This window comes from uncultured Brevundimonas sp. (assembly GCF_963977465.1).
GTDB lineage: Bacteria > Pseudomonadota > Alphaproteobacteria > Caulobacterales > Caulobacteraceae > Brevundimonas.
In genome coordinates, this window is sequence record NZ_CAXBOQ010000001.1 from 35,699 (window position 1) to 53,515 (window position 17,817).

Below are 17,817 nucleotides of genomic sequence, written 5' to 3' on the forward strand. Positions count from 1 at the left end.
AGTCGGCGAGATCCCTATCCGCCGTAGACGCTCTAGGTTCCCATGGACTCACTCCTCTCCAACGCCATTCAGTCCATCGAGATCGGCGTCGAGGATTTCCGATCGACTGATCAGCGGAGGCTCGTCTCCGCCGTTAGGAACGTGCACGCCGGCATGCTCCTTATGTGCAAAGAGAAGCTGCGCCTTCTATCGCCTCCAGGGACCGACGAGGTCCTGATCAAAACGCGGATCGCGCCAGGCTTGGATCCGGCGGGGCAGCTTGTATTCAGAGGACAAGGCGAAAAGACCGTCGACGAACAACAGATCGTCGAGCGCTTCGGTCAGCTCGGGATTCATCTCGACTGGTCGCCACTACGCAAGCTTACCAGTCATCGGAACGTGCTCGAGCACTACCGATACTTGGGAGGCCGCGGGGAGCTCCGTGAGGTGGTGGCGCAATCGGCCACCATGATCCGCAGACTGTTCGATGTCTTGGGCTTAGACCCCGTTGACGCGCTTGAGGCCGACTGCTGGGAATTCCTACTCGAGAACGAAGCGGTCTTTCAGGCTGAGCTTGCGCGCAGCCGTGCGTCAATCCAAACGATGCGCTGGCGGTCTCCCACGATGGCGCGCGCCGCGAGGGCAAATCTGTCGTGCATCAATTGCCGCTCGGGGTTGCTCGAGCTCGTAAATCCCTACGACGTCGACCAGGAGACGGCTAAGCTCAAGTGCCGGGCCTGTGGGTCGAACTTCCCCGCAAAAGATCGCGTCTGGCCAACTCTGGTCCAGTATTTCGGCCAGGATTTATATGAGGCCGCCACCCAAGGAGGCCTGCCGCCGGTTTTTAGATGCGAGGGCTGCGGTGAAGTTGCAGTGGTGACTGACGAGGGCGACTGCGCCTGTTGCGGGAAAGGCGGGTACGACCTCCGATGCGAGGTCTGCAATGAAATCCTGGCCGACGAGGACCGGGAGCAAGGAGATGCCAGATGCCTTCAGCACCTCGATTCTGAGTACGCGTTTTTCTCAAACGACCGCAGTTCCGTGCCAGACTAGCGGCCGATTTCCGGCACGGGAGTGCTCAGTTCCGTCGCGTTTGAGACTGCTACGCGCTCCCCCCTCTGGCATTTCCGAGCGGCTTCCGCCCACCGTACCGAGCATCAATTAGGGCGCGGAAGCCCACAAGCGCCCGCGAGCGAACGTCCGGTTCCTGGCACCAAACCAAGTTCCGGTTATAGCGGATTTGAGACTGCGGTGGGCTGCACACCGCGACGAAATGGACGTGAGGCGATCTGAGCGGGGCGTCTTCAGGTACGTCGGTCGCGTGAGCCATCGCGATCTCGCATGCGCGCGGGGTCATGCTGGTTGTGCAGACGCTGGACAGCGCGCTCAATCAGCCGCGTCCGGGCCGCCGGATCCTCGATCAGCCGTTTGACTACGACCGAGGCGGCGCGAAGTCGGTCCTCCACGGCTCGCTCGTCGAGGTACCGGCTTGACGGAGATTGGGCGGGGGACGGCTCGCCGGCCGCCTGACGATCCCGATCGCGCGGCCGGTAACCCTTGACTTCAACCCCAAGAGACCGCGCCTGGATCCAGGCCTCGCGACGAAACCCTTCGTCGCCGGACACCCGCACTTCGGTCCAGCCCCGGTGCTGCGCGATCTTCAGCATGTCGGCGACGGCGTCAGGATAGGACTGCGTCGTCGTCAGTTTTCGGCCCTCGTCCCGAAACATCGGTTCCGCGGCGCGGTGATCCCGGTAGAAGCGCGCCGGGCGACCCTGTCGGTCGCGTTCGATCAGATAGCGATCCAGGATGGCCTGAGGTGCGTCGCCTCGGGTACGTGATTGGGAGCCGCTCCCCTTGGCGGGTGTCGGCGCCACCATGTTATCGGCCGACTGTTCTGGCGCTTTGGCAGGGCGTGCGCTCATCGGTCGTCGTCCCGATCAGGGGCGGGCACGATGGTGTCGATGATCTGGTCCAGCCAGTCGGCGACTTCGGTCTCGGTCGCGCCGATCTCGGGCGGCGGGCAGCCTTGCTCGGTGAAGGCCTGAACCACGGACTCGTAGCTCATATCAGTATCCTCTAGCGCAGGGGGCGGTGGGACGGGGGTGGCGGAGGCGAGCTCGGCCGCCACGGGCCGCCTCGGCGGGATCGGCGCCAGCCGTTGCCGGCGAGTGAAGACCTGCTCGCGGAAGAACCGGATCTTCTCCCCGCGCGCCGGCGGCATCCCGGCCTTGAGCACGATCAGGCTTCGATCAGGGAGTTGCATCAGCTCCTGTGGCATCATCAGCGCCCGGCGTTGATCGGATGTCGTCGTGCTGCGCCGGCCGGACCCGAGGCCCATGGGACGGCTGCGACTGCGGGCCTGATAGGTGTAGTAGCCGAGCCGTTCGCTCAGCTCCTGGGCCACCTTCAGCTCCTTCGGCGCGAAGACGACCTCGATCCCGCAGTTGGTCAGGATGTCCTCGGTCACATCGGGTCCGTACAGGGCCCGGAGCTGCGACGGGCTCTGGATCACCGGCAGCAGACGAAAGCCGTAGCCGGCGAGGTAGGAGAAGGCGGCGGCGAGAACTGGCGCGCGGCCGAGCCGGGCGAACTCGTCCAGCAGGACCAGCACGGGGCGATCGTTAGGGCCAGGCAGCCGGCGGCTGTTCAGATCGACCAGTTGCTGGAACAGCAGGCTGTAGAGCGGCGCAACGCGCAGCATGTTGTCGGGAGAGGCGCCGAGATAGAGTGACAGGCCGCCCTGTCGCAAGTCGCGCAGGTCAAAGTCGCTCCCGGCCGTTGCGGCATCGACGGCGGGGTTGAGCCACAAGCCCATTCGACTGGTGATCGTCTGGCGAATGGACGCGAAGGTGTTCTCGCTGGAACTGCAGAAGTCCGACAGGGCCGAGGCGCATCCGGTGGACAGCGGCGCTCCTGCCAGCGCCCGCGCCTTGATCAGGCCGGGGAACCGTTCCCTCGCATCGCCCTGGGTGAGTTGCCGGAAGATCTCGCCGAGTGAGAACGGGAGATCAGGCGTTTCCGCAACATAGGCCCCGACCCCGATAAAGCCAGTCCGGGCGGCTTCCGACCAAAAGGGGTCGGTATGATCGTGGCCAGGGAAGAGCATGACCGCCATGCGCTGGAGCTCGTCCAGGACGGCGGAGGCCGACGATCGCGTGATGTGAGCCAGCGGGTTGAAGCGCGCGGTTCGGTCGTCCGGGGCGAGGGGATCGAACAGCAGCACCGTCTGCCCGGCGGCGGCTCGAAAACCCGCCGTCGCTTCGTAGTTCTCGCGCTTGATGTCGAGGACCACGACAGAGCCGGGCCAGGTCAGGAGGTTGGGTATGACGATCCCGACGCCCTTGCCGGTGCGTGTCGGGGCGTAGAGCATCACATGCTCCGAGCCGCCGGCGATCAGCCATGAGCGACCGCGCCGACCGAGCAGGATGCCTTCGCGCGCCGCCAACCCGGCCGCCTTGAGATCGCGCGTAGCGGCCCAGTGCGCCGCGCCATGAAGCGGACGGCGAATGCCCAGCGCAACCGCCGCGACGATGACGACGGCGAGGAGAATGTTGATCAGACCGCCGATCCGAAGCCAGCGCTGAAGGTCGGGGTCGGCGCGGTAATGCCATAGCCAGGCTGGGACCCGGGCGGGATCGATGTCCGGCGACAGGCGCCCGACGCCGGCCAGGGCGATCATCGCGGTCGAGGTTCCGGCCAGAACCAGCAGGACCAGGAGACCGACAACGACAAGTGTCGCACTAGCGGCCGGGTTGGCGTTTTCGAAGCGGGTCATGCCAGACCTCCGTCACCCGGAACCGGCCATCGGTCTTGCGCATCTGGACCACGATATCGACGAGCAGGTGCAGCAGGGCCCGAATGTCTTCCCGCGGCAGATCGCGCCCCCCGTCGGACTCGCGGACCAGCAGCGTCAGTTGCTCGAAGGCCAGAGAGGCGCTGTCGGCGTGGACAGTGGTGATGGAGCCCGGATGGCCGGAGTTGACGTTGCGAAGATAGAAGAAGGCCGTGCCGTCGCGCAGTTCCTGCAGCAGGATCCGGTCGGGCCGCATCCTGAGGGCGCTTTCGAGCAGGGATTTGGCGGTGACCTGCGCGAGGCCCTGGCCTTCCTTGGAATAGGTCAGGTGGACGACGTTGCGGTGAGGCACGACGAGTTCGCGCGTGTCTTCGATCGTCAGCAGGCGCTCATGGTCGGGGATAGCCTCCACCAGACCCTTGGCGAAGGTGGTCTTGCCCGAGCCGGTGGCGCCGGAGACGAGGATGTTGCGCCGTGAGACCACGGCCAGTTTGAAGAAGGCCGGCCAGTCTCCCGATCTTTTCAGGGCGAGGAGTTCGGCGTCGACCGGATCGGCGGACGCGTCATCCGCCGCGACGACCGCATCGAACAATCCCCCGGTCGCAAAGGCGTCGAGGCCGAACTGCCGGCGCGAGGGCTTGCGGATCGTGAGGGACACCGTGCCGGCCGGGGCCGCAGGCGGAAGAACGATCTGGCATCGTTCGTCGCCGGGCAGGGTCGTCGAGCAGATCGGCCGGGCGTCACTGACATCCTGTTTGGTGAAGGCGGCGGCGGCGACGGCAAGCGTCCTGAGCCAGGTCTCGGTGAGCAGCGGCTCTTCATGCCAGCACCAGCCGCCGCCCTGTTCGATCCCGACCTCGCCGGGGCGATTGATCACCAGTTCGGTCACGTCGTCTGGCGCGAGCAGGGGTCGCAGCGGCGCGAGGTAGTGTTCCAGGACGGCGGTGTCGTCCATCATCTTGCGCTCAGCCGATAGACGCCGGCGAAATTCATGTCCTGGGCGACGAAAATGGAGACCTCGGCGCCCTGGGGTTTGCGCAGGGTCGCGGGGATGTCGACCGAGTTCTGCAACGCGACGCCGGCCGCGTCCGAAGGCACCCGCGCGGTCTGGCGCACCGCGTCGTCACGTCCGACGGCGGCGTAGAGACCGTCGTCCACCAGCGACAGCAGGAGGGCGCCGCCGAACCGGTCCCAGAAATGGGTGTCCACGCGGCCGTCGAAGCCTGCGCGCCCGAGGGCGTCGGCGGCCGGAGACGCCAGGCCCACAGTGACGCCCGCAGGCGTGACGGCGCGGGTCCACAGGACGAAGAGCCGGTTGCGGCCCTGCTGCAGACCGCCCTGGTATTCGCCGAGCACCCGGGTGCCGCGCTCCATCAGCACCACGGTTCCGCTCTCCGAGTAGACGTGTCGCGGGAGGATGCAGCTGACGAATCCCGGGGTCGCGCTGTCCATCGCCGTCTGGAGGATGCAGGGGATGGAGGCTCCCGCCGTCAGCAAGAGGTTGCGATCCCCCAGCTGGCCGGCGCGCGCCTCACTGATCGGCGAGGTCTGGCGCAAGCCGTCGAGCGGCGTGACGCGGGCCTGGATCGGCGCAGGGGGCTCGGGCGCGAGGGCCACAGCGGTCAGGCTGCCGGTCGGAGCGCCGCCGGAGCCTTGGCGGCTGTAGGCGAGGACCGGGGACCGCCTCGCCTCGTCGATCAGGGTCTGGCGCCGTTCGGCTGCCGAGGGGCGGTTCGATGAAGGGGAGGGCGATGTCTCGAGCGCCGGCACCTGTTCGCTCGACGACGTTAGGACCGGCGCCTCGGGATCGAGAGACTGATCCGTCAGCAGGGGCGGCTCGGCGTCACGGCGTGCCGGTTCAAACGGAACGACCTGCCGGGCCGGTTCGTCCGCCGCCGCCTTCTGGTCATCTCCCTCGCCACGATCCCATGTGGCGAAGAGGAAGACCGCGCAGCCGAGGCCCAGGGCGGCCAAGGTGACCACCTTGGACCCGCGGCCGCCGAAACGGCCCCCGATGGGCGATATGCCCCTGTCGGTCGTCGGCGGCAGACCCTGTCCTTCAAAACGGGTTTCCGCCGCGGCGTCGTCTGTCGGTTCGGGCGAGGCGGTCATGGTCGGGCTCCTTGCGTCACGCTCCGATCCACGATCGGCGAGGCCGTGCCGGTCCCGGTGGCGACACCGCGCGGGTCGTAGGCTTCGTTGAAGATGCACAGCACCGAAGCGCCGCGGCGCAGCCGCAGGCCCGGGACGACCGCGTGGATGACCACGAACTCGCCGCGCACATCGAAGGGGACCAGGCTTTCCTCGCCGTCGGCGGAGACCGCGAAGATCGAGGGGATGAACTGGTTCGCCGGGAACCGCAGCACGGTGAAGCGGCGGTTGTCAGTGACCTCGCTGGGCTGCAAGTCCGACGCGCCCTGGACGCTGTAGGCGAGGTTGCGGGGGCCGGACAGGGCCGCCTGGTCGAGCGTCAGATCGATCACGCGCTCTTCGATCGCCTCGGCGGCGGCGTCGAGGGACGCGACGGTCGCGGCCTGGAGGTCGGCCGGGTAGCGGAACCGGATCTGGTAGGCGATGGAGGATCGATCGCGGGCGTCTCGCGCCGCCAGTTCGAACGCATAGTGGCGCGTCGCGCCTCCACGTTCGGTAACGACAAGCAGATTGGTCGCCTGCAGGCGTTCGCGGGGTTTGAGGAAGAGGACGGAACCCTCGGCCGCGACCTCCCAGCTGACGCTGTCGCCGATCGCGACATGGCGGATGGCTTCGTCCGGACCAAATACGATCTGGGTGGCGGTACGGAAGGCCCCGGCGATGCGGTAGACGGCGCCTGGCGCGTAGTCGACCTCGACCATCCGGGCGTCTCGGTCTTCGGCCCAGGCCGGCCCCGACGTCATCAGCGCAAGGCCGGCGGCCAAGGCGATCAACAGGGTTCTCATCGGACCACCTCCGGATCGGCGCGGTACGAGGTCACCTGAAATCCGAGCGGATTGCGCAGGCGATCCGGCTCCGACATCGGCGCGCGCGTATAGGTGAAGGCGATGGTGGCGATCCAATCGCTCTCCACGATCTGCTGGGCCTGACGCACCGTGCGGTGGAAGCGCACATTGGCGACGCCTTCATTGATGAAGCCAATGGCGCGGATGGCGATCACGGCCTCGGCCTCAGGTCCGTAGAGATTCTGCGGACTGGCGGGGTTGGAGCCGCGATAGAGGTCGGCCCAGCGACGTTGCTCCGTTGCGCCCGACAGAATCGAGACCAGGGCGAAGCTTTCCTCGGCGGCGGGGTCGAGATAGCCCTCCCGGGCGCGGACGTACTGGCCGAGGAAATATTTGCTGACGGCCTCGTCATAGGTGGCCGGGCCTTCGGCCGAGGACAGACCCCGCACGACATCGACCGCTCCGGTGGTCTGGTCGACCCGCACGACGAAGGGTTCGGTGGTCTTGAGCGGGGTCAGCACCGCCACCGCCGCGACGGCGACGACGGTCAGGCCGGCGGCCACGGCCGCCACGGTCCAGGCCAGCCGGCGCGATCGTATGGCGGCGCTGAGCCGGTCCTGATCCCATCGCCGCGCTTCGGCGAAATAGGCTTTCAGATCGGGGGAGGGGACGCCGGTCATGTGCAGCCTCCCGCGCCAGGATCGATGGACGAAGCCGCGTCGGCTGCGGGCGCGGGCGTGTGCGGCGCCGCCGGCGAGAGGATCGAACCGTAGGGATTGGCGGGTCGACGATGGCGGCCGTCGCAGACCGGCGGATCGGCGGTCCGGAAGGTGGCGCAGGCGGACACGGCCTGGACCGCCAGGGTGATCGATACGACGCGGGACAATGTTCGAAGAAAGGGCATCAGCGGGCTCCTGTGGGACGGATGGATCCGCCGCCGCGCGGCGGTTGACGGCTGGCCTCGAGAGGGCCCCGCGCGACGGCGCTGGGGCTGGATCCCAGGGAGGCGGCGTTGGCGAAGTCGGCGAGCCCGGCGCTGGCGCCGCCGGCGATGCCGGCCGCGATCGCGGGTGTCTGCAGGAAGAAGATCGCGCCGAGCAGGCAGAGGGCGATGAAGATCAGGCCGCCGACCATCGGGTCGCCGCCCTCGATCGCGCCCCACTGATCCCGGACCAGCGACAGGACGAGCTGGAAGATGGTGATGATCAGGGCGAACAGGACCAGGTAGTTCACTGCCTGGGACAGCCAGCCGAAGAAGAAGCGCCGCGTCGCGTCGAACAGGGCGCAGGCGATGAATATGGGGCCCAGCGTGACCAGAAGGGCCAGCGCCAGTTTGGCGACAAGAACAACGCCGAAACCGAGCGCGCAGGCCAGGGCGCCGACGATGAAGACGACCGCGGCGACGATCCAGGGCGACGGGTCGAAGGCCGATCCTTCGCTGCCGATCTTCTCTCCGAGATAGCCGGCGTAGGCGAGGAACTGGTCGAAGGCCGCGCCGACGTTCGGCGTCTCCGCACCGCTGATGGCCCGCGTCAGAAGGTTCGGCAGGTCGCGGAACAGCGGCTCGGTGACGAAGTCCGAATAGGCCGGGGTGGTGGCCAGCACATAGATGAACAGCAGTTTGATCGCGCGGATCGCGAAATCCATGACCGGTTCGCTGATGGCGCCCCGGAAGATCGCGAAGCCATAGAGGACGATGTAGAGGACCAGGGCGATGCGCAGCGGGCCTTCGACCTCGGCGATCACCGCGCCCAGCCGGTCCCCGAGGAAGGCGCTCAGACGTTCGTCGAGGAAGACATAGGCCGACTCGAAGACCCGAAACGACATGGCGACCTCCTAGAAACCCTGCCGGTAGGCGGCCATGCGGTCGGCACGCCGGACCTCGGCGAGACGCGCCTGGGCGGCGTCACAGCCGTGCCGGCGGGCGCCGCGTTCGCAGTCCACGACGGCCGCCTCGAGCGCGGCGCGATCCAGGCGCGGCTCACCCCTGGGCGCTTCCGGCTCGCCGCAACCCGCCAGCAGGCCGAGCAAGACCAGGGCGGCTTTCACTGAAAAGCCTGACGGTAGGCGTCCATGCGGGCCGACCGGTCCGCGGCTATCCGCTCCCGCGCCCGCTGGTCTTCGAGGCGGGCTTCGGCGGCCTGGGTCAGGGCCAGGCCCTGCAGCCGGACCTGTTCGTTCTGGATCAGGGCCTGTTCCGCCGCGAGCCGGGCGTTCAGGTCCATCACGGCCCGCGCGTTCGGCGCGGTGTCGAGGGCGCGACGCAGCGTCTCCAGGCCTTCGAGACGATCGGTCGCCGACCGGTCGACGGCCTCGCCGATCGCCAGATCACGGGCGGTCCGCGCGCCTGACCGCTCCAGGGCGTCGGCGGCGGCGGACGGCGCAGCCGGCGTATAGACGCGGGTCTCGCGGCGGATCGTGTCGGCCCGCTCGGCCAGTTCGCCGAGCGCAGACAGGTCCCCGTCGGCGGCCGACCGCAGGGTAGCCATGTCGGGCAGGGGATTGCGGATCTCGGGGAGGCCCAGCCGTTCAGCGATCGCATTGACGTTGGACAGGTCGTTGAGGCTGGCGAACAACTCCTGGCCCTGCTGGACCTGGGCTTTCAGGCTGTCGAGCTGTTCGATGGCAGTGCGCGCATCCTTGACCATCTGGGCGAAGGACGTCGGGTCGTAAACAACCTGCTGGGCGCGGGCCGGAACGGCCGTCATCGCGGCCAGGGCGACGGCGATCGAAAGAATGGAGCGTCTCATGTTAGTCTCCTCTGGGAATGGAAGGGGCCCCGCCAGTCGGCGTAGTCGTCCCCGGTCTCGGCTCTCAGCCGGTCGAGAAGGGCGACGGTTTCCGATCGTCCGGACAGGACGGCCAGCGCGTCATCCAGCCCCTCGAGGTCAAGCTCCACGACCACGCTGTCGTGACCCTGTTTGACCAGGAAGCGATGAGACTCCGGCGTCAGCTCGTCCCGGATCAGTCGGAACTCCTCCTCGCTCAGGCCGAAGCCTTCGACATAGTCGCGGGCCTGGCCGTGGGCGTTCGGCAGGAAGATCTTGGTCGCGCACTGTTCGAGGATGGTGTGGGCGATCGGTGAGCGCAGCGCGTCGGCCGGGGACTGGGTGCCGAACACCATCAGGGCGTTCTGCTTGCGCCAGGTCTTCAGGCCGTCCTGGGCCAGGTCGGTGAAGGCGGCGTCGCCCAAGACCTTCCAGAACTCGTCGATGTCGAGGACGAGCCGGCGCCCATCCACCCGCTGGGCGATCCGGTGAAAGAGGTAGAGCATCATCGGCGTGCGGACCTCGGGGTGGTCCAGCACATCGGTCATGTCGAAACCCGCGAAGCGGGCGTCGAGCGACAGGGCGTCGTCGTCGCCGTCCAGAGCCCAGCCGAGCGGCCCGCCCCGGACCCAGCGTTCCAGCCGCGCCCCCACGCCGCCCACGTCCGATTGACCGAGCAGGCTGCGCAGGGCCGAAAGCGAGCGTCGCTCGCGCGGGAGGGCCTCAAGCGCAGCGACGGCTTCGTCGATGACGCGTGCTTCCGGTACCGACAGGGTCTCGTTCGGTCGGGCGACCAGGGTCCGCACCAGTCGGCTGAGGAAGGCGCGATTGGCGGGTGACGGCTCCAATGCCTTGAAGGGCGCGAACCCCGTGGGCACGCCGTTGCGCAGGGCCAGATAGGTCCCGCCGCAGGCCCGAACGAAGATCTCGGCGCCCCGGTCCTTGTCGATGAACAGCTGCTGGGCGTCGAACCGCTCCAGCTGCGCCAGCATGAAGTTCTGGACGACCGTCTTGCCCGACCCGGAGGGGCCGCAGATGAAGGTGTGGCCGAGATCGCCGACGTGGAAGTTGAAGTAGAAAGGGGATCCGGCTGTGGTGCGCAGCGTCGCCACAGCCGGTCCCCAGTGATTGCCGTGGGGCTTTCCGACGGGATAGGCGTGGAAAGGCGCGAGGGCGGCGAAGTTGCGTGAAGTGATCGCGGCCGGACGCGTGCGCCGCGCGAAGCCGCCGGGGAACTGGGACCAGAAGGCGGCCTCGAGGCCGAGGTCCTCGCGGGCGACGACCAGGCCGGAGTCGGCCAGATGCGCCCGCGCCTTCGAAAGGTGGTCGGCCAGGGCGGCGGGCGTGTCGCCGTAGACCAGGACGGACGCCTGGTGTTCGCCGAGCACGAACCGGTTGCTGACCAGATCGTCCAGCGCGTCCGAAAGGCCGTCGATCTGCGAAGCGGCGCGGTCACGCGCGGAGACCATCTGGTTCTGCTTGCGCTCCATCACCGATCGCCCGGCCGCCTTGGACAGGAAGGCGAAGGACTGGGTCATGACGAACCCGAAAGGCGCGCTCAGCAGCGCGTTCCACAGTCCGGGCCGGGTCGAGGCCGGATATTCCTTGATGGCGAGGACGCCCGCGTAACGGCCTGCGTCGACGTCCCGAAGCTCCAGGCTTTCGCGTCCGAAGATGACCCGCACCGTATGAACCGCGGATCCGAGATGGCCGTAGACGATGGGGACGCGTCCCGGCCGGCCGGTGAGGACGAGCCGAACCAGCTCCATCGGTTCGGAGCACCAGATGTCTCCGTGTTGGTACAGGCCAAGGCGGCGCGGCGCATAGCGGCCGAGATACTGCTCAAGATCGCGCGCGGCGTCCTCGAGCCGCTTGATCTGTTCCGGGGCGACCTCCGTGTCCTGACGGCGGGCTGTCTGCAGGCGACGCATGAGCGCCGCCGCGCGATCACCGGGATCACGGCCGGGATGGAGCACCAGGGTGACAAAGAGTTCGTTGACGAACAGCCGCCGGCCTCCGAGCCGCGCCTCGTAGGCTTGGCTCAGATCGCGTGCGAAGTCGGAGCGGAACCCGCCCATGACCTCGGGCAGGACCTCGCGTCGGACGATGTGGTGCCAGATCGCCAACCGGTCGTCGGCCAGGTTGCGCCAGGTCTGGTTGAGCTTGACGTGCCAGTCGTTCAGATCGCGCGGGTCGGCGGTCTCGAACGCCGCGCCCTGCAGCTGGAAGGCGATCATCAGCGCCCCGCTATCGAGCGTGACGATGTGGTCCGAGGCGTGGCGCGCATAGGGCAGGCCGGCCAGGGCGTCGCCCTCCCTGCGCAGGCGCGACGGCGAGAGACGGAGCTCACCCACGGACCAACTCCCTTGCGCTGTAGCGCCGGACAAGGGGGAGGGGTGTCGCCGAGCTGCCGCCCCACAGGGCGCCGTTGCGGGACCGGCCCTTGGTGTCGACGAAGACCAGCAGAAGCCGGAAGGCGTTGTGGTCCACCTTGCAGATCGCGCGAAAGACCAGATGCAGGGCCGGCGCGATCAGCAGATAGAGCAGGCTGCCGCCGACGAGAAAGGCCAGGCCGGAGATCATGACGTTGACGCCCATGGCCTCCATGGGCACGCCCAGGATTATCGCCGGCCGGGTGCAGGCCAGGAAGAGGGGCTCTTCGATCAGTCGTTCCTCAGCCATGGTCCGCCCCGCTCAGGACCAGGGCGGCTTTCGCCACGGCGAGACCGACCAGACCGCCGCCCAGAGCCTGGGCGAAGCGTGCCGGCGAGATCAGCCGGACCCCGAGCATCAGCGTCAGCGCCAGCCCGCCGGCGATCCCCGCGACGATCAGACAGGCGTCGGCCCGGGCCATCAGGCGCCGCCCGTGATCAGGCCGACGATCTCGGCGGCGCCGAAGACCACGACGATGCCGAGAATGACGATGGCGGCGCGCCGCAGATCGAACAGACCGAACATCCACAGGATGCCGACGATGACGACCGCCAGGATGGCCAACAGCCTGGCGGTGTTGCCGGTCAGCATGTCGACGACATTCTGCAGCAGGCCCTCGACATTGGCCGAGGCGAAGGCGGGCTGCACCGACATCAGGGTTGTCGCCAGGGCGATCGCTCCGACCGCGCATTGGCGGCGTCGAATGGGGGACAGGGTCACGGGTTGACGCTCCAGGTTTGGGTCTGTGAGGCGGGGGCGAAGAGGACGATCGCGCTGGCGGTGGCGCGCGCGAACACGTCCCAGGCGGCGGGTGGCGCGACGGGGTCTGGCGCCACCTGATCGGGCAGTGACCCTGATGCGGCTTCGGATAGCGGCGGCGCGGAGACGGCCAGGCCCAGGCGCGCCGCGGACGCTTCCACGCGCGCGACATAGCCGTTGCGAAAGCCGCGATCGGGATGGCCGGTGTTGTATCGGGACAGGGCCACGCGCAGGGCCTGTTGGCGGTCAAAGGCCGTCGATGCGGGATCGAAGCCGGCGCGCAGCACGGTCCCTGCCGCGGTCAGGTTGCGGCAGGGGTCGAAGGCGTCCTCTACCGTCAGACGCAGCCATCCGAGATTGCTCGAGTTGATTTGCGCGAGACCGAGATCGATGTTGGCGCCCGAGACGATCAGGCGGCGCGCGACCCGTGCCGCTTCCTCGCGAGTCCTGGGCTGACGCACGGCGACGCCGCGATTGACGCCGATCGCCAGGGGATTGAAGCGGCTCTCCGTATGGGCGATCGCGGCCAGGGTCTGCGGCGAGACGCCGGGCGCGCACTGGGCGGAAAGGGCGAGGACGAGTGCGAGATCGAGCAAGGCAGGGCTCCATTACGAGCCGTCAGCAGACCCCATCGGCAGCGCCCAATCGATCCGTCAGGGCGCCACCGCAGACCTACGGGGCGAAGGTGCGCGGCTCGCTTTCGCGGCGGTCGTCCCCGACAAGCCGGGCTACGGCCTGGACGCGGGTTCTGACACCCAGCGTCCTGCAGGCGAGCAGGATATGATCGTCGACCGTGCGGGAGGAGAGGCTGAGGCGACGTCCGATCTCGCGGGACGGTAGGCCTTGGGCGGCGAGGCGCAGGCAGTCCGACTGCCGTTCAGACAGGCGGGCTGCGAGCGCGAGACGACCTCCACCGGACGATCTGGAAAGCGACTGGGTCATGGGACTCAAGCCAGACCCGGTTTCGAACTTGCGGCAATACCGCAAGGTTCACGCAGCGAACTTACGGTGTGAGACGAACCCCGGTCACTCGTCCTCTTCCTTCGAGGGCGTGACCAGCCGTCCGATCCGATCATCGAGCCAGGCCTTGGCCGCGTCATCACGTCTCACGGCCTGCATTCCAAGGTCCTTCAGGGTGCGCGTGAAGGCGTTGATGATGGAGCGCGTGTCGAGTTCCATGATCGCATCGCCCACGTCCTCGTCGAACTCCTGGGTGACGACCCGCAGCGCGAGCATCGCCTTGTTGTCCGCGCAGCGAACGGCGAACTCGGGGGAGCCGAGCGCCATACAGTCGATAATGGCGTAGGGATCACTGTCCGTGGCCTCGGCGAACCGGTGGATCCGCTCGAGATTGATCTTTCCCTTCCCGGCCTCGAAGTGTTCGTACGACCGCTTGGCCATGCCCATGGCGTCGGCCACTTCGGCGGGCTTCATCCGTCGATGCAGACGGATCAACCGCAGGGCCGCAGCCAGGATTTCGTTCTGAGAGCGGGGACGATCGCTTTCCATCAGCTCGGCTGCCTCGGGTTGTGGAGGGCAACGCGATTCTCGACGCCGTACTCCCGGTGGTTGAAAAATGCGTCAGTTGAGCATCAAATGGAAGACGGGAAGCTCACGGTGTCCCGAGTCTTGCGGAAAGTGCGCAAAGAACATGCAGTTCTCGAATGGAAACTAAAAAACGCATTGCCGCTACTGGTCAGTTCGCGGCTTTCCGCGCTTCGTACGGTCGCTCCGGAAGCGCGGCTTCGCGCGGGGCGCCGGGAACCGTATCCTGATGCGCGAACGCGATCAGTTCGCGGTCGCCCACAGCGCCCTTGCTGGTTATGCCGCAGCGGGTCGGTTCGGTTGGGGGCGTCCTCTGGTCGCAACCAGTCTTGCGAACGAACTCGGTCTCAGTCCAACGCCTGTACGCGAGGCGCTGGCCCACCTCGCTGGCGAGGGCATTATCGAGCATCGGCCAGGACGAGGCTACTTCGCCCCGAGCCTCACCGCCTCTGATATCATTGGCCTTTACGATCTTCATCACCAGTTCCTGCGGTGGGGCTCCGAAGAGGGCTTTGCGCCCCAAGCGCCGACGGCGGACCCGCCGACGGATCCGGTCCTGCGGGTCGAGCTCGTGTTCGATCAACTCGCGCAGCATGGGGGGAACAGCGCCGTCTTCGAAGCCTATCGGCGGGTCTCTGCGCAGCTCAGACCGATCCGCAGGGTTGAAGCGGTCCTGCACAATACTGGATTGGACATTGCGCTCGAAATTGAACGCCTCCGGTCAGAGGGCGGGAGCGGGGAGTTGGCGGCTGCGCTCTACGAGTATCATGCGGGTCGATTCGCCCTTTCTTCGGCCTTGGAGAAGGTGATGCGTCAGTCTGTGTGAAGTATATTCCAAATATAGTTTGAAAATACGACAGCGTACGCGCCTCCTGACGGCGTCGGGCAATCCCGCCCGGCATAGGAGGCAATCACCATGCTGAAGAACCTGACGCGTCTGATCTCCCTGGGGTCGGCCGCCCATCACACCCGCGCCGAAGTCGGCGTCGAGAAGCCCGAACTGAATCCGATCCAGTATTACGACGAGGCCGGATCGGGCCTGCTCCGGCTCGGCTCCGCCGCGGACCAGACTCGGGCGGACTCGCCGGACGGCGAGTTCGAGCTGATCCCGGTCCAGCGTTGGACCATGACCGGCGTGCGTTTCCACTGAACGAAGGGACGTCGGCCCGTCAGGGGCCGGCGTCCTCATCAGGGCGATCTCTCATGATGTTTCTGAAGACCGGCGTGCATGCGGCCGTGATCGACACGGCGCTCGTGATCCTGGATCTCGAGGCCGACAACTATTTCTGTCTGCCAAGCGGCGGCGAGACCGTCGTGCGCCGATCTGACGGCGGAGCTGAAGTCCTGGGCGGTTCGACGCGAGACACCCTCCAGGAGGCGGGACTGCTTCAAGCCCAAGCGCCACCGTTGGTGCGAGCGCTGCCGGCGAAACCCGCGCGGACCGTTATCCACGACCCCGCCGCCGTATCATGGCGCGATATCTACGCGGGTCTCGCCGCCGCGCTCGCGGTGCGGAAGATCCCGGCCGGGTCCGGGATCACCGCCTATTTCTCTGAACCCCCGCTACGACCTGCGGCCGAGCCGGAGGTGCAGCGCGCTGCGACGGCTTTCTGGCGACTGCAGCCCTGGCTCCCGATCGAGGGTGAATGCCTCGTTCGGTCGGCTTTGCTCGTTCATGCCCTGCATCGGCAGGGTCTCCGGGCCGACTGGGTGTTCGGGGTGAGGCTCTTTCCATTCATGGCGCATTGTTGGGTTCAGGTGGGTGACACCTGCCTGAATGATGATGTCGAACGCCTGTCTGCCTACCAGCCCCTGCTGTGCCGATGACGCCCGCTGTCGATGCGCGGGCTTACCTTCTGATCGACAGCAGCCACGCGACGCCAGCCGATCGGGATCGCCTCGATCAAGTCCGCCGGGACCTTCTGGCAGCGGGTTGGCGATCGGCTCTTGTTGTTGACCACATCGAAGTCTTCCTGGGACCCAACGCGATCGTGGCCGTGCGGCAGGTCCATCGCCGCCACATCCAGATCGGAACGTGGCGACCGAGCGACCGATCCTTGTCCTCGATTATTGGCACGAGCCGAACAGCAGGGAGCCTGGGATCGGAGGTCGTTCGATCCGGTTGGGGACGCTATATTCTGGCTTGGCGCGACGACGAAAGCCGTCTCGTTCTTATTCGAGACCCAAGCGGCGCCATCGATTGCGTGTGGTGGCGCAGCGGGGGGCTGAAACTGGCGTCGGATCAGCCTCCAGAGGTTGCGGATGCTCTCCTGCCACCGGAGATCGCGATCGATTGGGAGGTATTGGCGACGCTGTCGAACGATCCCGGACTGCTCAGCGACCGACCTCCGCTCCGAGGCCTGAACGTCGTCACGCCCGGAGATATGGTTCTTCTCGGCGACACCATGGAGCGCCATGCCCTCTGGCGTCCGTCTCGCTTTGTCGGGACCGCGTTTGACGACAGCCCTGACGCACTTCGCACCCTCGTGGATCAGGCGGTGGCCGTCTCTCTCGCACCCCATGAGCGCATCCAGGGAGAGATTTCCGGCGGGCTCGATTCCGCCATCGTTTCGGGAAGCGTCGCGGCCGCGGGGCTGGGCGCGCGCGCGCGCTTCGTCAACTATTTCGCTGATTGGAACGAGGGTGATGAACGAGCTTACGCACTGGCGGCGGCCGAGAAATCAGGACTGCGCCTCGAGGCGGCCAGAAAGCCCGTTGCAGCCATCACCGAAGCGCTTCTGCGCCCGCTGGGTGAAGGCATTCGCCCCGCACTGCATGGCGTCGACGTGGCCTATGATCGCGACGTCGCCCGACGCCTCCGCAAGGGGCGCGCCACCGCCCTCGTGACGGGGCAGGGCGGGGACGCAGTCTTCTATCAGGCGCCAGAGCCCCGCATCGTGGTGGACCGCCGGCGCCGCGAAGGGCTGGCCGGGTTCCGCCCGCGCTACTGGGGCGATATGGCCAGGTGGACCCGCCATTCCGCCTGGACGCTTGCGCGTCTGGCCCTTTGGCCTCCGCCCCGAAAGCCTTCGGCCGCGCCGCTCCATCCCTGGCTGGGAGATGCCGCAGATCTTCCGCCGGGGAAGTATGGACAGGTGCACCGTCTCGCCAACTGCCAGCTTTTCTGGAGCGATTGTTTGCGCGCGAGAGCCGCCGACCTGATCCATCCCCTGCTCAGTCAGCCCGTGATGGAGCATTGCCTCGCGATCCCCGCCGATCGCCTGACGTTGGGTCCGAGAGACCGCGGCCTTGCGCGCAAAGCCTTCGCGGGCCGTTTACCGCCGTCCATCGCCCAGCGTCGTGACAAGGGTGATCTGGGCCGGTTCTACGGACACGTCGTCCAGCGCAGCCTTCCGGACCTGCGTCCCCTCCTGATGGACGGGCTTATGGTCGAGCATCGGTTGTTCGATCGGGTGGAGCTCGGTCGGGATCTGGAGCCGGAACGTCTCTTATGGAGTCCCGGCGCCAACCGGCCCTTGCTGCTCGGGGTGCTCGAGGTCTGGGCGCGGCGCTGGACGCAGCGGCTCGAGGCGCGCTGGCGGACCGAGATATCGAGCCAGCCAATCCAGGATGCGCGCGTGTAGGTCCCTGACATTGCCGG

22 protein-coding genes are annotated in these 17,817 nt (G+C 67.3%); 5 read left to right on the plus strand and 17 right to left on the minus strand.

The window, feature by feature from the left end:
• Positions 1-42: 42 nt before the first annotated feature.
• The gene (locus tag AAC067_RS00160; RefSeq protein ID WP_339928329.1) at positions 43-1,032 is read left to right on the plus strand and encodes a hypothetical protein; all 990 of its coding nucleotides are present in this window, start codon (positions 43-45) and stop codon (positions 1,030-1,032) included.
• A gap of 251 nt (positions 1,033-1,283) precedes the next feature.
• Here the strand turns inward: AAC067_RS00160 and AAC067_RS00165 are convergent, their stop codons facing one another.
• The 17 genes from AAC067_RS00165 to AAC067_RS00245 form a co-directional block, all read right to left on the minus strand.
• Positions 1,284-1,904 carry an LPD7 domain-containing protein gene (locus AAC067_RS00165; RefSeq protein WP_339928331.1) on the minus strand — a complete coding sequence of 207 codons (621 nt, stop codon included), beginning with the start codon at positions 1,902-1,904 and terminating at the stop codon, positions 1,284-1,286.
• Entirely contained in the window at positions 1,901-3,661 is a 1,761-nt protein-coding gene (locus tag AAC067_RS00170; protein ID WP_339928333.1) for a type IV secretory system conjugative DNA transfer family protein, read from the minus strand. Before AAC067_RS00170 ends, AAC067_RS00165 begins: the two co-directional genes overlap by 4 nt.
• 61 nt (positions 3,662-3,722) lie before the next feature.
• Positions 3,723-4,733 (minus strand): P-type DNA transfer ATPase VirB11, encoded by a 1,011-nt coding sequence (virB11, locus tag AAC067_RS00175; RefSeq protein ID WP_339928335.1) that lies wholly within the window; start codon positions 4,731-4,733, stop codon positions 3,723-3,725.
• Complete coding sequence (gene virB10 / locus AAC067_RS00180; RefSeq protein WP_339928337.1) at positions 4,730-5,887, minus strand: type IV secretion system protein VirB10; 1,158 nt, start codon at positions 5,885-5,887, stop codon at positions 4,730-4,732. Before virB10 ends, virB11 begins: the two co-directional genes overlap by 4 nt.
• On the minus strand, positions 5,884-6,711 hold the full coding sequence (locus AAC067_RS00185) for a TrbG/VirB9 family P-type conjugative transfer protein (protein WP_339928339.1): 828 nt from the start codon (positions 6,709-6,711) through the stop codon (positions 5,884-5,886). Before AAC067_RS00185 ends, virB10 begins: the two co-directional genes overlap by 4 nt.
• Positions 6,708-7,391: a VirB8/TrbF family protein gene (locus AAC067_RS00190; protein WP_339928341.1), complete on the minus strand. Its 684-nt coding sequence runs from the start codon at positions 7,389-7,391 to the stop codon at positions 6,708-6,710. Before AAC067_RS00190 ends, AAC067_RS00185 begins: the two co-directional genes overlap by 4 nt.
• A complete protein-coding gene (locus AAC067_RS00195; protein WP_339928343.1) occupies positions 7,388-7,615 on the minus strand; it encodes a hypothetical protein in 228 nt (75 codons plus the stop codon). The genes AAC067_RS00190 and AAC067_RS00195 overlap by 4 nt, the downstream gene beginning before the upstream one ends.
• Entirely contained in the window at positions 7,615-8,538 is a 924-nt protein-coding gene (locus AAC067_RS00200; RefSeq protein ID WP_339928345.1) for a type IV secretion system protein, read from the minus strand. The genes AAC067_RS00195 and AAC067_RS00200 overlap by 1 nt, the downstream gene beginning before the upstream one ends.
• A gap of 9 nt (positions 8,539-8,547) precedes the next feature.
• On the minus strand, positions 8,548-8,760 hold the full coding sequence (locus tag AAC067_RS00205; protein WP_339928347.1) for a hypothetical protein: 213 nt from the start codon (positions 8,758-8,760) through the stop codon (positions 8,548-8,550).
• Complete coding sequence (locus AAC067_RS00210; protein WP_339928349.1) at positions 8,757-9,461, minus strand: type IV secretion system protein; 705 nt, start codon at positions 9,459-9,461, stop codon at positions 8,757-8,759. The genes AAC067_RS00205 and AAC067_RS00210 overlap by 4 nt, the downstream gene beginning before the upstream one ends.
• Entirely contained in the window at positions 9,458-11,833 is a 2,376-nt protein-coding gene (locus AAC067_RS00215; protein ID WP_339928351.1) for a VirB4 family type IV secretion/conjugal transfer ATPase, read from the minus strand. The genes AAC067_RS00210 and AAC067_RS00215 overlap by 4 nt, the downstream gene beginning before the upstream one ends.
• A complete protein-coding gene (locus tag AAC067_RS00220) occupies positions 11,826-12,161 on the minus strand; it encodes a type IV secretion system protein VirB3 (protein ID WP_339928353.1) in 336 nt (111 codons plus the stop codon). Before AAC067_RS00220 ends, AAC067_RS00215 begins: the two co-directional genes overlap by 8 nt.
• A complete protein-coding gene (locus AAC067_RS00225) occupies positions 12,154-12,333 on the minus strand; it encodes a hypothetical protein (protein WP_134581276.1) in 180 nt (59 codons plus the stop codon). The genes AAC067_RS00220 and AAC067_RS00225 overlap by 8 nt, the downstream gene beginning before the upstream one ends.
• Positions 12,333-12,632 (minus strand): TrbC/VirB2 family protein, encoded by a 300-nt coding sequence (locus AAC067_RS00230; protein WP_244093369.1) that lies wholly within the window; start codon positions 12,630-12,632, stop codon positions 12,333-12,335. Before AAC067_RS00230 ends, AAC067_RS00225 begins: the two co-directional genes overlap by 1 nt.
• Positions 12,629-13,267: a lytic transglycosylase domain-containing protein gene (locus AAC067_RS00235; RefSeq protein ID WP_339928361.1), complete on the minus strand. Its 639-nt coding sequence runs from the start codon at positions 13,265-13,267 to the stop codon at positions 12,629-12,631. The genes AAC067_RS00230 and AAC067_RS00235 overlap by 4 nt, the downstream gene beginning before the upstream one ends.
• Positions 13,268-13,343: 76 nt before the next feature.
• Positions 13,344-13,613 (minus strand): helix-turn-helix transcriptional regulator, encoded by a 270-nt coding sequence (locus AAC067_RS00240; protein WP_219354447.1) that lies wholly within the window; start codon positions 13,611-13,613, stop codon positions 13,344-13,346.
• Positions 13,614-13,697: 84 nt separating this feature from the next.
• Positions 13,698-14,180, minus strand: coding sequence for a helix-turn-helix transcriptional regulator (locus AAC067_RS00245; protein WP_339928370.1), 483 nt, complete (start codon positions 14,178-14,180; stop codon positions 13,698-13,700).
• Between the two features lie 265 nt (positions 14,181-14,445).
• On the opposite strand from AAC067_RS00245, the gene AAC067_RS00250 reads away from it, so the two are divergent.
• From AAC067_RS00250 to AAC067_RS00265, 4 genes are all read left to right on the plus strand, one after another.
• Positions 14,446-15,042: a GntR family transcriptional regulator gene (locus AAC067_RS00250; protein WP_339928372.1), complete on the plus strand. Its 597-nt coding sequence runs from the start codon at positions 14,446-14,448 to the stop codon at positions 15,040-15,042.
• A 90-nt stretch (positions 15,043-15,132) separates the two neighbouring features.
• Positions 15,133-15,366, plus strand: coding sequence for a hypothetical protein (locus AAC067_RS00255; protein WP_114816364.1), 234 nt, complete (start codon positions 15,133-15,135; stop codon positions 15,364-15,366).
• A gap of 53 nt (positions 15,367-15,419) precedes the next feature.
• Positions 15,420-16,043 carry a lasso peptide biosynthesis B2 protein gene (locus AAC067_RS00260; protein WP_339928375.1) on the plus strand — a complete coding sequence of 208 codons (624 nt, stop codon included), beginning with the start codon at positions 15,420-15,422 and terminating at the stop codon, positions 16,041-16,043.
• A complete protein-coding gene (locus tag AAC067_RS00265; protein ID WP_339928377.1) occupies positions 16,040-17,800 on the plus strand; it encodes an asparagine synthase C-terminal domain-containing protein in 1,761 nt (586 codons plus the stop codon). Before AAC067_RS00260 ends, AAC067_RS00265 begins: the two co-directional genes overlap by 4 nt.
• Positions 17,801-17,817: the final 17 nt, after the last annotated feature.

Coding starts and splice junctions, on each gene's coding strand:
- AAC067_RS00160 (WP_339928329.1), top strand. CDS start 43: ATGGACTCACTCCTCTCCAACGCCATTCAGTCCATCGAGATCGGCGTC.
- AAC067_RS00165 (WP_339928331.1), bottom strand. CDS start 1,904: ATGAGCGCACGCCCTGCCAAAGCGCCAGAACAGTCGGCCGATAACATG.
- AAC067_RS00170 (WP_339928333.1), bottom strand. CDS start 3,661: ATGATCGCCCTGGCCGGCGTCGGGCGCCTGTCGCCGGACATCGATCCC.
- virB11 (WP_339928335.1), bottom strand. CDS start 4,733: ATGATGGACGACACCGCCGTCCTGGAACACTACCTCGCGCCGCTGCGA.
- virB10 (WP_339928337.1), bottom strand. CDS start 5,887: ATGACCGCCTCGCCCGAACCGACAGACGACGCCGCGGCGGAAACCCGT.
- AAC067_RS00185 (WP_339928339.1), bottom strand. CDS start 6,711: ATGAGAACCCTGTTGATCGCCTTGGCCGCCGGCCTTGCGCTGATGACG.
- AAC067_RS00190 (WP_339928341.1), bottom strand. CDS start 7,391: ATGACCGGCGTCCCCTCCCCCGATCTGAAAGCCTATTTCGCCGAAGCG.
- AAC067_RS00195 (WP_339928343.1), bottom strand. CDS start 7,615: ATGCCCTTTCTTCGAACATTGTCCCGCGTCGTATCGATCACCCTGGCG.
- AAC067_RS00200 (WP_339928345.1), bottom strand. CDS start 8,538: ATGTCGTTTCGGGTCTTCGAGTCGGCCTATGTCTTCCTCGACGAACGT.
- AAC067_RS00210 (WP_339928349.1), bottom strand. CDS start 9,461: ATGAGACGCTCCATTCTTTCGATCGCCGTCGCCCTGGCCGCGATGACG.
- AAC067_RS00220 (WP_339928353.1), bottom strand. CDS start 12,161: ATGGCTGAGGAACGACTGATCGAAGAGCCCCTCTTCCTGGCCTGCACC.
- AAC067_RS00225 (WP_134581276.1), bottom strand. CDS start 12,333: ATGGCCCGGGCCGACGCCTGTCTGATCGTCGCGGGGATCGCCGGCGGG.
- AAC067_RS00240 (WP_219354447.1), bottom strand. CDS start 13,613: ATGACCCAGTCGCTTTCCAGATCGTCCGGTGGAGGTCGTCTCGCGCTC.
- AAC067_RS00245 (WP_339928370.1), bottom strand. CDS start 14,180: ATGGAAAGCGATCGTCCCCGCTCTCAGAACGAAATCCTGGCTGCGGCC.
- AAC067_RS00250 (WP_339928372.1), top strand. CDS start 14,446: ATGCGCGAACGCGATCAGTTCGCGGTCGCCCACAGCGCCCTTGCTGGT.
- AAC067_RS00255 (WP_114816364.1), top strand. CDS start 15,133: ATGCTGAAGAACCTGACGCGTCTGATCTCCCTGGGGTCGGCCGCCCAT.
- AAC067_RS00260 (WP_339928375.1), top strand. CDS start 15,420: ATGATGTTTCTGAAGACCGGCGTGCATGCGGCCGTGATCGACACGGCG.
- AAC067_RS00265 (WP_339928377.1), top strand. CDS start 16,040: ATGACGCCCGCTGTCGATGCGCGGGCTTACCTTCTGATCGACAGCAGC.